Origin of the sequence: Chryseobacterium balustinum (genome assembly GCF_900168205.1) — a bacterium.
In the GTDB taxonomy this organism is placed as follows: Bacteria; Bacteroidota; Bacteroidia; order Flavobacteriales; family Weeksellaceae; genus Chryseobacterium; species Chryseobacterium balustinum.
The window spans coordinates 1-14,550 of the sequence record NZ_FUZE01000020.1 but is presented as its reverse complement, the minus strand read 5'-3'; the positions used below and the strand labels follow the sequence as shown (position 1 = coordinate 14,550).

8 protein-coding genes are annotated in these 14,550 nt (G+C 35.9%); all 8 read right to left on the bottom strand.

Translation table 11 applies throughout. The annotated features are described in order from the left end of the window. Nucleotides 1–9: 9 nt before the first annotated feature. Complete coding sequence (locus B5X64_RS17530; protein WP_079466476.1) at nucleotides 10–855, bottom strand: DUF5777 family beta-barrel protein; 846 nt, start codon at nucleotides 853–855, stop codon at nucleotides 10–12. Nucleotides 856–979: 124 nt separating this feature from the next. Next, nucleotides 980–1,630, bottom strand: a complete 651-nt coding sequence (locus B5X64_RS17525; RefSeq protein WP_066676057.1) for a Crp/Fnr family transcriptional regulator — start codon at nucleotides 1,628–1,630, stop codon at nucleotides 980–982. Nucleotides 1,631–1,767: 137 nt separating this feature from the next. Further along, a complete protein-coding gene (locus B5X64_RS17520; protein WP_066676059.1) occupies nucleotides 1,768–2,076 on the bottom strand; it encodes a DUF3467 domain-containing protein in 309 nt (102 codons plus the stop codon). 85 nt (nucleotides 2,077–2,161) lie between these two features. Continuing rightward, nucleotides 2,162–6,430: a DNA-directed RNA polymerase subunit beta' gene (gene rpoC, locus B5X64_RS17515; protein WP_079466475.1), complete on the bottom strand. Its 4,269-nt coding sequence runs from the start codon at nucleotides 6,428–6,430 to the stop codon at nucleotides 2,162–2,164. A gap of 110 nt (nucleotides 6,431–6,540) precedes the next feature. Further along, entirely contained in the window at nucleotides 6,541–10,362 is a 3,822-nt protein-coding gene (gene rpoB, locus B5X64_RS17510) for a DNA-directed RNA polymerase subunit beta (RefSeq protein WP_079466474.1), read from the bottom strand. Nucleotides 10,363–10,783: 421 nt separating this feature from the next. Next, nucleotides 10,784–11,377: a hypothetical protein gene (locus B5X64_RS17500; RefSeq protein ID WP_079466472.1), complete on the bottom strand. Its 594-nt coding sequence runs from the start codon at nucleotides 11,375–11,377 to the stop codon at nucleotides 10,784–10,786. A 15-nt stretch (nucleotides 11,378–11,392) separates the two neighbouring features. Continuing rightward, on the bottom strand, nucleotides 11,393–13,825 hold the full coding sequence (locus tag B5X64_RS17495; RefSeq protein WP_079466471.1) for a thrombospondin type 3 repeat-containing protein: 2,433 nt from the start codon (nucleotides 13,823–13,825) through the stop codon (nucleotides 11,393–11,395). 76 nt (nucleotides 13,826–13,901) lie between these two features. Further along, nucleotides 13,902–14,471, bottom strand: coding sequence for a hypothetical protein (locus B5X64_RS17490; RefSeq protein WP_123920673.1), 570 nt, complete (start codon nucleotides 14,469–14,471; stop codon nucleotides 13,902–13,904). Nucleotides 14,472–14,550: the final 79 nt, after the last annotated feature.

Below are 14,550 nucleotides of genomic sequence, written 5' to 3'. Positions count from 1 at the left end.
TTTTCATATTTAAAAAACTCTATAAAGATTAAACCCAAAGAAAATCTGCCCTTTCTCCCACTTTCCGGTAGCATTTGTGAGATAACCAATATCTGAATTCAACTGGGAATTACTAAACAAAAGCTGGAATACGTGTCCCCCGGTTTCTAAATCCATACCAATTGATAAAGGATTTTTATAAAAACTGTGATTGTCGAAATTCACAAAATATTCGGCGTTAATCGAGATTCTTTTCGATATTTTATAACGACCGCCTAAACCTGTTAAGAATTGATTTTCATCTTCAATCATTGGTTCGTACAGGTTTTTGTGAACATAAGAAGGCGTTAACTGTAAAGAAAAATTTTCATTAAATCTTTTTGAAATTAATGCCTGGGTAAGATAAGAAAGTCTGTCTCCGAACTTCAGATGTGGATAATTGTCTTTGCTGAGGTCTGTATTTACCGCCATGACATTGTATCCCACAATATCAACCGGAAAATTTTCGCTTTGCTTAATCAATCTATATTTCGCTCCGCCTTCAAAGGTTTTTAAATTGGTTTCTCGCGAAAGGCTTAATGAAAGGCCATCTGTTACGCCATAGATGACACCCAATTTTGTGGAAGCATCATCTAATCCGAAGAAATCTTTGAATCCTTTGCTTACATCACCAAAACGGTGTGCTACAACAATGTACCATTCGTTTTTTGCAGTAAGCTTTGTAGACTGGCCGGTAACAATCTGAAGTGCCTTGAATGCAGGCGGTGAAATTTCGGTATTTTTTGTTTGAATGGTATCAATATCTTTCAAGAGGTCTTCCTGAGCAAAAGCAAAACCTGAAGCAAATATTGACAAAAAAAGGAAAGTTTTTGTCATACACATAATTGTTTATTATTCGTATGACAAACTTATACACTTATAATTCTAAAAACAGGTGACAAAAGTCACCGAGTGAATTGTTTTTATCAATCGGATTGTTAAAAATATTAAATAATATTTATTAGTTCAATCTAACATTCTCATTAATAGGGATTTTTATACCTTCTTTTGTTTGAATAATTTCGCCTTCATTCTCTACTTTTTTCAAAACTCTGCTCACAACTTCTCTGGAAGTTCCTAAATGATTGGCAATTTCTTTATGAGTAATCTTAATGGGATTGTTTCCGGTGATAGAAATTTGTTGTCTTATATAATTTAAAACTCTTTTATCTAGTTTATGAAAAACCGCATCGTTCACCATATTCATAATATCTGTAAAACGAAGATCAAATTCGTAATAAAAAAGCTTATTAATTTGGGGGTATTTGATGAGCCAATCTAATAAAACAGGAGCTGGTATTATTAATGCCTCAGTCTCTTCTTCTGAAACCACATATACCCTGCTTACAAAGTCATTAAAAATGGTTGAAAAACTCATTAAACAAGTTTCGCCGGATCTTATATAGTTGTAAATGAGTTCTCTTCCGTCATTTAGTGCATATACTTTTAAGCTTCCGCTTATTACAAAAGGAATAGTTTTTATTTTGCTTCCTTCTGCAAGAATTTCAGTTTTTCCTTTTATTTTAACCCTAGAGGCATGCTTCTGAATTTCTTCTAGAAAATCATTTCCTAAAAATCCGAATTTTTCGAAGATAAATTGTTCATCTTTCATATTTTTTCAACTTTGCCTAGCAAATATAATTTAAAATGATCAAGAACAACATATAATTTATTGTTTAAGTTAATATGTTATAAAAAAAAGAATGCCCCAACTTTCGTTGAGGCATTCTTATATGATAAGAAAAAATCTTAAGCGTTAACGTTGTTTCCTCCTAATACGAAAGGCTCAACTTCTTTGATTTCTCCAAATTGTTGCTCGTAGTTTGTGATGTTTTGCTGAAGTGCAGCTAAAACTCTCTTAGCATGAAGTGGAGCCAAGATTACTCTTGATCTCACATTAGCCTGCTGTACACCTGGCATAAGCTGGATAAAATCTACTACAAACTCAGATGGAGAGTGGTTTACTAAAGCAAGGTTACAGTAAACCCCTGAAGCTACCATCTCGTTAAGTTGGATGTTGATGTTGTTTGGATCGTTGTTTTGATTTTGATTGTCCATTGTATAAGTTATATTTTTAAAAATGAAATTTGAGATTGTGAAAATATAAAAATAATTTCAAACCTCAAATTTCAAATCATTAATTTTAGTTAAGGTCTTCGAATTCTTTCTTAGAACCTACAATTACATTTTGATATTCTTTAAGACCTGTACCTGCAGGGATTCTGTGACCTACAATTACATTTTCTTTAAGACCATTCAAGCTATCTACTTTACCAGCAACTGCTGCTTCGTTTAGAACTTTAGTTGTCTCCTGGAACGATGCTGCAGACATGAATGATTTAGTTTGTAAAGCAGCTCTTGTAATACCTTGCAATACTGGTGTTGCAGTAGCAGGTAAAGCTTCTCTTACTTCAACTAAAGCCTGATCTTCACGCTTCAACTTAGAGTTTTCGTCTCTTAGTTCTCTTGCAGTAATCATCTGTCCTGGTTTGAATTCTTTAGAATCACCAGCTTCTGTCACTACTTTAAGACCAAATACTCTGTTGTTTTCCATTAAGAAATCGTATTTGTGCTCAAGAGCAGCTTCAAGGAATTGAGTATCACCTCCATCAACAATTGATACTTTTGTCATCATCTGTCTTACGATGATTTCGAAGTGTTTGTCATCGATTTTTACCCCTTGTAGTCGGTAAACTTCCTGAATTTCGTTTACTAAATATTCCTGAACCGCAGTTGGCCCTTTGATCTTCAAGATATCGTCTGGAGTAACTGAACCGTCAGAAAGTGGCGAACCAGCTCTTACGAAGTCATTCTCCTGTACTAAGATTTGGTTTGATAATTTAACTAAATAAATTTTTCTCTCACCAGTTTTAGCTTCAACGATTAATTCACGGTTACCTCTTTTGATTTTTCCGTAAGAAACTACCCCATCGATTTCTGTAACAACCGCCGGGTTTGAAGGGTTTCTTGCTTCGAATAATTCGGTAACTCTTGGAAGACCTCCAGTAATATCCCCTGTCTTAGCAGCTTTTCTTGGGATTTTGATTAAGACTTTACCAGCCTTAATTTTTTCACCATCGTTTACCATTAAGTGGGCTCCTACCGGTAAGTTGTAACCTTTTTGTTCAACACCTTTAGAATCTACTACTTTTAATGTAGGTACAGCTTTCTTATTTCTAGATTCAGAAATTACTTTCTCTTCAAATCCTGTAGCTTCGTCAATTTCCAACTGGAATGAAATACCCTGAATAATATCCTCGTATTCTACTTTACCAGCAGTTTCTGCAATAATTACCGCGTTATAAGGATCCCATTTTGCAATGATATCTCCTTTTTTCACTTTATCACCAGATTTAACTAATAATTGAGAACCGTAAGGTACGTTAGCTACCATTAGTGGAGTTCTAGTTTCGTTATCAGCAACTAATCTAAATTCTGTTGTACGAGATACTACTACTTCAGTAGTATTACCGTTTTCGTCTTCAGAAGTAATTGTTCTTACCTCATCCAATTCTACGATACCGTCTCTTCTTGCAGAAATTGAAGGATTTTCTGATACGTTTGTAGATACCCCCCCTTGGTGGAAAGTTCTCAACGTAAGCTGAGTTCCCGGTTCCCCAATTGATTGTGCAGCAATAACCCCTACAGCTTCACCCATATGAATAGGTTTACCTGTAGCTAAGTTTCTACCGTAACATTTAGCACAGATTCCTTTTTTAGTTTCACAAGTCAGTGGTGAACGAACCTCAACTGCTTCAAGACCGATTTCTTCTATTTTTTTAGCTAAAGATTCATTAATAATCTGATCTGCATGAGCAATTAGCTCATCCGTTTCAGGATCATAAATATTATGTAAAGAAACTCTACCTAAGATTCTTTCAGAAATCTTTTCAACGATTTCGTCATTTTTCTTAAGTGCAGTAACTTCTGTACCTCTCAATGTTCCACAGTCGTCTTCTGTAACGATAACGTCTTGTGCAACGTCTACCAATCTTCTCGTTAAGTACCCCGCATCGGCAGTCTTAAGAGCGGTATCCGCAAGACCTTTACGAGCACCGTGAGTAGAGATAAAGTATTCTAAGATGGAAAGACCTTCCTTAAAGTTTGCAAGAATCGGGTTTTCGATAATTTCCGCACCGGTAGAACCAGCTTTTTGCGGTTTTGCCATCAAACCTCTCATCCCTGATAACTGACGGATCTGTTCCTTAGAACCCCTTGCTCCAGAGTCAAGCATCATATATACAGAGTTGAAACCACCTTGGTCAGTTTTCATTCTGCTCATGATCATTTCAGTTAATCCTGCGTTGGTGTTTGTCCAAACGTCGATTACCTGGTTATATCTTTCCGTATCTGTAATTAGACCCATGTTATAGTTGGCTCTAATTTCGTCTACCGTTTCAATAGAAGTAGCAATCATTTGCTTTTTCTCAACAGGAACTACGATGTCACCTAATGAGAACGAAAGACCGCCTTTGAATGCATTTGAATACCCTAAGTCTTTCATTGCATCCAAGAACTTCACCGTTGTAGGAAAGTCTGTATCAGCAAGTACTTTACCAATAACATTTCTTAATGATTTCTTCGTAAGAAGCTCATTAATATATCCTGACTGCTTAGGAACGATTTGGTTAAATAAGATTCTACCAACAGAAGTTTCAGTTAATTTCGTAGTGATTTCACCGTTTTCTTTGATTGGTAATCTACATCTTACTTTAGCATTCAATGAAACTCTACCTTCTGCATAAGCGATTTCCGCTTCTTCAGGAGAGTAGAATGCCAAACCTTCACCCAATACTTTTTTCTCTTCTGTAGAGCTTAATTCTTTGGTCATGAAATAAAGACCAAGAACCATGTCTTGAGAAGGTACCGTAATAGGAGAACCGTTTGCAGGGTTCAAGATGTTTTGAGAACCTAACATCAATAACTGAGCTTCAAGGATCGCTTCTGGTCCTAACGGTAAGTGTACCGCCATCTGGTCACCATCGAAATCGGCGTTGAATGCTGTTGTTACTAACGGGTGTAGTTGGATAGCCTTACCTTCGATCATCTTAGGTTGGAAAGCCTGAATACCCAATCTGTGAAGGGTAGGTGCTCTGTTCAATAGAACAGGGTGACCTTTCATCACGTTTTCTAGGATATCATATACTACTGGTTCTTTTCTATCAATAATTCTCTTTGCAGATTTTACTGTTTTTACAATTCCTCTTTCAATTAGTTTTCTAATGATAAACGGTTTGTAAAGTTCAGCTGCCATATCTTTAGGAATACCACATTCGTGAAGCTGCAAGTTTGGACCTACAACAATTACCGAACGTGCAGAGTAATCTACCCTTTTCCCTAGTAAGTTCTGACGGAAACGACCTTGCTTACCTTTCAATGAATCTGAAAGTGATTTCAATGGTCTGTTTGATTCAGATTTTACTGCAGAAGATTTTCTTGTATTATCGAATAATGAATCTACTGATTCCTGAAGCATACGCTTCTCGTTTCTCAAGATTACTTCAGGAGCTTTAATCTCCAATAGTCTCTTCAAACGGTTGTTTCTGATAATAACTCTTCTATAAAGGTCATTTAAGTCAGAAGTAGCGAAACGTCCTCCATCCAATGGAACTAATGGTCTTAATTCTGGTGGAATAACAGGAAGCACACGCATAATCATCCACTCTGGTCTGTTGATCATTCTAGTATTAGCACCTCTCAATGCTTCTACTACGTTTAATCTTTTTAGAGCTTCAGTTCTTCTTTGCTTAGAACCTTCGTTGTGAGCTTTGTGTCTCAAGTCGAAAGATAATGAATCAAGATCAATTCTTTTCAACAATTCTTCTACAGCTTCAGCACCCATTTTGGCGATGAATTTGTTTGGATCTGCATCATCAAGATATTGATTTTCTACAGGAAGAGTATCCATGATATCAAGATATTCTTCTTCTGTAAGGAATTCTTTATCGTCAAAATCAGAACCATCTAATTTTTTAGCGATACCTTGCTGAATAACAACATATCTCTCGTAGTAGATGATCATATCTAATTTCTTAGAAGGAATACCCAAAAGGTAACCGATTTTGTTTGGTAAAGAACGGAAATACCAAATGTGCGCAATAGGAACAACCAAACCAATGTGTCCGATTCTTTCTCTACGTACTTTTTTCTCCGTAACCTCTACACCACAACGGTCACAAACAATCCCTTTGTAACGAATTCTCTTGTATTTACCACAAGCACATTCGTAATCTTTGATAGGACCGAAGATTTTTTCACAGAACAAACCGTCTCTTTCAGGTTTGTGCGTTCTGTAATTAATAGTTTCCGGCTTAAGCACCTCCCCTCTTGAGTCTTGTAAAATAGACTCTGGAGAAGCTAAACCGATGGTTATTTTATTAAAACTACTTGTTTTATTTTTATTTGATGACATAATTTAATTTTTGATTAAAAGATTAAAAGTTTGAGAGATTTAAAATTCTCCCCCACTTATTATCTCTGAGTTTAATTAATGCTTTAATTTTTTAATAATTAAATCTTAATTTACTCTTCCAATCTTACGTCTAATCCAAGACCTTGTAGCTCATGAAGTAATACGTTGAAAGATTCAGGAATACCCGGTTCAGGCATTGCTTCTCCTTTCGCAATCGCTTCATAAGTTTTTGCTCTACCAATCACGTCATCTGACTTCACAGTAAGGATCTCTCTCAAGATATTTGATGCTCCAAATGCTTCAAGAGCCCAAACCTCCATCTCTCCGAATCTCTGACCACCAAACTGAGCTTTACCTCCTAATGGCTGTTGAGTAATCAATGAGTAAGGTCCGATAGAACGTGCGTGCATTTTGTCATCTACCATGTGTCCTAATTTCAACATGTAGATAATACCTACCGTTGCAGCCTGAGTAAATCTCTCTCCGGTACCACCATCATAAAGGTGAGTGTGACCGAATTTAGGAACTCCTGCTTTTTCAGTGTACTCAGTAATTTGATCTAGAGTAGCTCCGTCAAAGATTGGTGTAGCGAACTTCAATCCTAATGTTCTACCTGCCCATCCTAAAACAGTTTCGTAAATCTGACCGATGTTCATACGAGAAGGTACCCCAAGTGGATTCAATACGATATCTACTGGTGTTCCGTCTTCTAGGAATGGCATATCTTCTTCACGAACGATTCTCGAAACGATACCTTTGTTACCGTGACGACCTGCCATTTTATCTCCAACGTTTAGTTTACGTTTTTTAGCGATATAAACTTTAGCCAACTTCATGATACCTGCTGGAAGCTCATCTCCGATAGAAATTGCGAATTTCTCACGGTTTTTAACTCCTTGAATATCGTTGAATTTGATTTTATAGTTATGAATTAATTGTTTGATTAATTCATTCTTATCGTTGTCAACAGTCCAATCTGCACCGCTTACGTTAACGTAATCTTCAACTGAAGTCAATAATTTATGAGTAAATTTCATACCCTTACCGATGATTTCCTCATCTAAGTCGTTGGTAACTCCCTGAGAAGTTTTACCGCTAACAAGAGTATTTAATTTTTCAATTAAACTATTTCTTAACTCGTCAAACTTAGCCTTGTAAGTGTTTTCAATCTCTTCAAGTTTAAGTTTTTCTTCAGTTCTTTTCTTTTTATCTTTAATGTTTCTAGAGAACAATTTCTTGTTGATAACAACACCTCTTAATGAAGAATCTGCTTTCAATGAAGCATCTTTTACATCACCAGCTTTGTCACCAAAGATTGCTCTAAGAAGTTTCTCTTCAGGAGTAGGATCAGATTCACCTTTTGGCGTAATCTTACCAATCATGATATCACCAGGCTTTACTTCAGCACCGATTCTGATCATTCCGTTCTCATCAAGATCTTTTGTAGCTTCTTCAGAAACGTTAGGAATATCTGCTGTCAATTCTTCCATACCTAATTTGGTATCACGAACTTCAAGAGAATACTCATCTACGTGGATAGAAGTAAACCAGTCTTCACGTACAACTTTTTCGTTGATTACGATTGCATCCTCAAAGTTGTAACCTTTCCAAGGCATGAACGCAACCACTAAGTTTCTACCAAGAGCCAATTCTCCTTTTTCAGTAGCATAACCGTCACAAAGTACTTGTCCTTTTTCCACTACATCACCTACTCTTACGTTTGGTCTTAGGGTAATTGTTGTACTCTGGTTAGTTTTTCTAAACTTCGTAAGGTTATATGTTTTTGTAGCAGATTCGAATGATACTAAATCTTCATCTTCGCTTCTTTCATATTTAATGGTAATCTTATCAGCATCTACATACTCTACAGTACCTTTACCTTCAGCATTGATTAAGATTCTAGAATCTTTCGCAACTTGTTGTTCCAGACCTGTACCTACAATTGGAGCTTGTGGCTTCAACAAAGGAACTGCCTGACGCATCATGTTTGATCCCATCAATGCTCTGTTCGCATCATCATGTTCCAAGAATGGAATTAATGAAGCCGAAATACCAGAAATCTGGTTTGGAGCAACGTCGATCAAGTTAACTTCAGAAGGCTCTACTACAGGATAATCACCATCTAGACGAGCAATAATTCTGTCTGTAATAAATGTACCATTGTCATTCAACTCAACGTTTGCCTGAGCAATTACTTTATCTTCTTCGTCTTCTGCATTTAAGTAAATAGGATCTGCATTTAGATCTACAGTACCTTCGTTTACTTTTCTATATGGAGTTTCGATGAAACCTAAAGTATTGATTTTAGCATAAATACCTAAAGATGAAATCAAACCAATGTTTGGTCCTTCAGGAGTTTCGATAGGACAAATTCTACCATAGTGAGTATGGTGAACATCACGTACCTCGAAACCTGCTCTTTCTCTTGATAAACCACCAGGTCCTAGAGCAGAAAGTCTACGCTTGTGCGTGATTTCTGATAGAGGGTTGGTCTGGTCCATAAACTGAGAAAGCTGGTTGGTACCAAAGAATGAATTAATTACTGATGTTAAAGTTTTAGCATTAACAAGATCAAGTGGAGTAAAGATTTCGTTATCTCTAACATTCATTCTTTCCTTGATTGTTCTTGCAATTCTCGAAAGACCTACACCGAACTGCCCTGCTAATTGCTCACCAACAGTTTTAATTCTTCTGTTTGAAAGGTGGTCAATATCATCAACATCTGTTTTTGAGTTCACCAATTCAATTAAGTGTCTTACAATCGCAATAATATCTTCTTTTGTAAGAACCTCAGTTGTAGTAGGGATATTAAGACCTAACTTTTTGTTTAGTCTGTAACGTCCTACTTCACCTAATGAATATCTTTGCTCTGAGAAGAATAATTTTTCGATGATTCCTCTTGCAGTTTCCTCATCGGGTGGATCTGCATTTCTTAGCTGACGGTAAATATATTCTACTGCTTCTTTTTCAGAGTTAGTAGGGTCTTTCTGTAACGTATTCTGAATAATAGAGAATTCGTTAGCATTTTCTTTGTGAATCAAGATAGATTTCACACCTGCATCTATAATAAGGTCTAAATGCTCTTTTTCAAGAATTGTTTCTCTATCTAAGATGATTTCGTTTCTTTCGATAGAAACTACCTCACCAGTGTCTTCGTCTACGAAATCTTCGAACCAAGTGTTCAATACTCTCGCAGCCAAAGTTCTACCTTCTACTTTTTTAAGGGCTGCTTTAGAAACTTTCACTTCTTCAGCAAGATCGAAGATTTGAAGGATATCTTTATCAGATTCAAAACCGATTGCTCTTAATAGAGTTGTTAAAGGTAATTTTTTCTTACGGTCGATATACGCGTACATTACGCTGTTGATATCGGTTGTAAATTCCATCCAAGATCCTTTGAAAGGGATAATTCTTGAATAATATAGTTTTGTTCCGTTTGCGTGGTAAGTTTGTCCGAAGAATACACCAGGTGAACGGTGAAGCTGCGTAACAATAACTCTTTCTGCACCATTGATGATGAAAGATCCACTATCGGTCATATAAGGAACCGGGCCTAAATATACATCTTGTACAACCGTCTGAAAATCTTCATGCTCAGGGTCAGTACAGTATAATTTAAGTCTAGCTTTTAGAGGCACGGAATACGTTAAACCTCTTTCCACACATTCATTAATAGAATAACGTGGAGAATCTACCAAATAGTCTAAGAATTCCAATACAAATTGGTTTCTAGAATCGGTAATAGGAAAGTTTTCTTGGAAGGTTTTGTGCAAACCTTCTTTCTTTCTGTCCTCAGGAAGTGTGTCTAGCTGGAAAAAATCTTTAAATGACTCTAACTGGATATCTAAGAAATCCGGAGTAATGATTTTTCCTTTAGCTGAAGAGAAATTAATTCTCTCAACTCCCCTAGTTGTTGATGCTGTTTTACTCATAAAACTTTTAAGAAAGGGTTAAAAAATATTTTGTTTTTATTCAAAAATATCAGAATGAAAAGAAACAAGGTAAAAGTAAAAAGGTAAAAGTGTTTTTGGCGCTCACGTAAGAACCTCAATTCCTTAACTTTATATCTTTATCAAATTCTAACTGCAACACTGGTATATCTTTTCACAGTGTAATGCAAAATATTTTTATTTTATCTAACGACGAAAAATCGCAATTACAGTTAAAACACAGAAGACCCTTCCAAATTAACGAAAGAGCTGATTTTCAATATTTTACTGTAATATGTTTAATTTTTAGCGCCAAAAGAGATTGCAAATTTACAAATTTTAATTTTCTCACACAACAAAAAACCACTTCAAAATGAAGTGGTTAGGATTTTAAATTATAAAATAGATGTTTTATAAAAACTTCTTAATTTGCTCTCCAATACGACCAAACTGTGCCATTATAAACACAAAATAATTTTTTAACAGGATCGAAAACCATCATTCCCGGAGCTGGACTTTTAATATTGATTTCGGGGCTTTCAACCAACGGTGGAATCATTGCTTTGTTGGTATCTGCCAAAACCAAAATACCAGGAGTAACATCTGAAAGACTTCCTCCAATCTGAGATTTAGCTTCCGTTTTTTCAGCATAAGAAGCATCAGTTTGTAAAGCAGCATCTATTGTAAAATTACCTGCTGTTGCAGGCAACTCATTGCTATGAACCGTTAAATCAACCCAAGTACCGTTGTTTTTGGATAACTTTACTTTACGATCGGCACGATCCAAAACCAAAGCACCGCCTTTTTGGTTTGCAGTAGGATGCTGACTTACGAGACCTGCATTGGTCACCCAAGGTAAAATTAAGCCTTTAAAGCCAGATCCAAACTCCAAAGAAATAGAAGGATTTGGCGTAGATGTAGAGGGAAGCACTGTTAAAGAAGATTTCCCAATCGCTACCTGAGCAGATAAAGTGACCATAGAAGAAATTCCTAGAATTATTGAATATATAAATTTCATTTTTTTAGATTTAAATTAATTTTCAGCAGGACAAGACTGAGTATTGAAACATTTCCATCCTGATCTGGTACCATCTGTATTAATTTTCAGACAATCGCTGGTAGTATCATAATACATCATCCCCATTACTGGTACCATAATAGCAGGATTTAGTCCCGAAAGTGGCTCGCCAGCGTTTGCTCCTGTTGTACTGCTCGGCATTCTATTGATGACTAAAGCTTTTGTATCTGCCTCAAGCGCCGTCCAACCATTATTTCTCAACATGGGCCAGTTTGAATTAGTGGCTCCCGCTCTATTGAAAGCTGTAATTCCGTGTTGTGTAGGATTATCTGTTCCAGTTGTCGTGTTTGGAATATTGTAACATTTACAGTCATTAAGTGCTGCATTTTGAGAATTACCGATTCCCTGTCCGATATCAACTGTTCCATCTGTATTATCTGCCACACCTGCAGTATTGGTATTATTTCCGAGAGTACTATTGACCAAAAGAGGAACTCCGTATCCTTCAGCTTTTGTACTGATAACGTGACTCGGAGAACCGGAAGTTATTCCATCACCTAAAACCTTAATCTGACCTCTGTACTTGTAATTTGGGTCTGACGAGAGAAGACTCAAAGAATGAACCTGTGTATATTTTACATTTTCAGAACCTTCTATTGCATCGGGACAACCGTCACCATCTGAATCTACATCAAACTGATTAGAAATCCCATCATTATCAGGATCACAGAAACCATGTTTCACACCATATCCATTACCTGTAATGTAAGTAGTTCCTACAACAGATTGGCTTAATGTAACACTGTTTGCGCCCGAAGTATTCCAAATGATGGTATTAAAACTATTTCCATTATAAAGTTCTAAAGGAAAAAATTTCCCCCCTCCAGATTTACTGCCATACATGTTGATACTGCCATTTTTATGAATGATAATTCTCACCAAAGGATTTGTAGAAGTTCCAATCATATTATAAATCTGAGGAATACCTCCCTTTCCGTAACGACTTCCATCAGCAAATCTTATATTATCTGTTTGATCCGGCTGAAACTGAATTTCATTGACCGCAAGTTTTACTCCGTTGATATTTAAATTAAAAGAATTATCTAAAGTAAAGACATCGAAAATAAACCCTAAATCTGCAGAAGGTGCTGAAAAATTAATCGTTGTACCACTACTCGCATTAAAAGGCTGATTAACAACATAATCAGGACATTCAAAAATATCAAGAATACCATCGTTGTCAGAATCTAAATCTAGCATATCTCTAATGCCATCCTTATCTGTGTCTTTGTCTACAAATGTACTGTACACACAAGAGGTTGTACTCCCGTTCAAATCAATGGTAAGGTCAGAATTACCCCCATTTCCCAAACCACTGTATGCTACTGGAATATCAATGTGAGTGGTAGCACTTGTAATCGTTGTATTATGAACTGTATTAACACCAGTACCTATTATATTCATAGTATAATTGCCTGGAGTATATACATTAGCTATCGGAACTCTTAAAGTTCGGGTAGAAGAAGCACCTGCAACATAGGGCGTATCATTAAGAAATGCAATCGACCCACAAGTAAAAGTAAACGGCACAAAATAATCTACCGATGCCAGATCTATATTCGCCGAAGCTTCATTAAACTCATAAATAGACAGTGTTGTAATAGCACCCGTCGACAGATTAATTCCTCTAACGGTAATTCTAGAGTTTCCGGTTGAAGGAGTGGTAATAGTTGCTATATAAGCTGTATTATTCAAATATGCCATTCCTTGAATCCCATCAACAGTTGAAGGTGTTGTCGCATTCGCAAGTTGCACCACTTTTGTAGCCTTTAGATTTGCTATCGATATTTTATACAAAAATCGATTTCCACCATTATTAATAAAAGTATAAATATTATTTTGATAATCGTAAAACGTATCTGTCCCAAAAGATGTTCCGTTTTCCCAATCTGTATCTGTTGGTACAGCCGCAGTAATTGTTCCTACAAGATCCGGGTTTGGATTGATTCTATATAAATTTTTGTTTAGACTTTTAAAACCGTAGGTATATCCAAAATAAGGGCCTATTACATTATTGGTTCCGATTCCTCCGATATCCTCAGGAAGAGTCACAGTTCCTACTGCATTTCCATTCTTGTATAAAGCAGTATTTTTTGAAATATTAGAGTGAAAAAATACCAGTTGGGCACTATTTCCTGCAACAGCATCATATCCTATCGCCAAATTACTTGTTCTTAGTCTATTGTTTCCACTTGTATTGATTACTGATAAAGGTGTTGGGAGTGCCCTCACTGTAGATGACGGATTTACTAAAACATCAGTAGAAATGTCGTAAACTCTACCAGTGCGGCCAGAAGACAAATAAATCTTTCCTGCCTGCTGAGAATATGCAGACATGTTGAATAATAATACCAAGAATACACTTAGTATTTTATAATTTTTTATCATAAAATTTTAAATTAAAAAAAAGGAATATTTGAAAAGATCAAACTGACCTTTCCTAACAAAAATTGACACTCGTTTTTTAACTTAAAAAAGGAGGAGGTCTTACAAAAAAAACAGTTGAAAAGCAAAAATCCAGCGATTTGCTATTATAAAGGAAATACTGCTGCTGATGTATAAATTTTAAATTTTCTTTTGCTGCAGAATCTTTTTCTCCAAAATACTTATCTAAAAAATAATGATGCTTAGAAGATGAAATATATTTTTTATTAAATTCAGAAAGAGCATGAAAAGAATCTCCAGAATGATTGAAATAGATTTCCCATTTAGAAATGTTTTTCTTTCTTTTTTCAAAATCTCTAACTTTCTCCTCAGTATGTGCCACTGCCTGCTTTACAAATTCGTCATTTTGAAAAGCTAGAACTTCATTTTCAGCTCGTGCACCAATCCCAACCTGTTCTTTGTCAGAGATAATGTTAACTTTTAGCAGACTATCACAGAGTACTAATTTTTGTTCAGTAATGATACTTGCATTTTGAAGCTGCTTCGTAAAGTTTTCATCGCTAGAAAATAGCTCAACATTTTTTTCAATATAAATAAAAGATGCATTTAAAGTATCTTTTCTATTTTCCTGTGTGGAAAAGACGGTCAAATTGACCACCTAATTTCGGAGTAAATTGACCACTGATTTCGGAGCAAAGTGACCACCACTTTCCGGTCCAAAATGACCA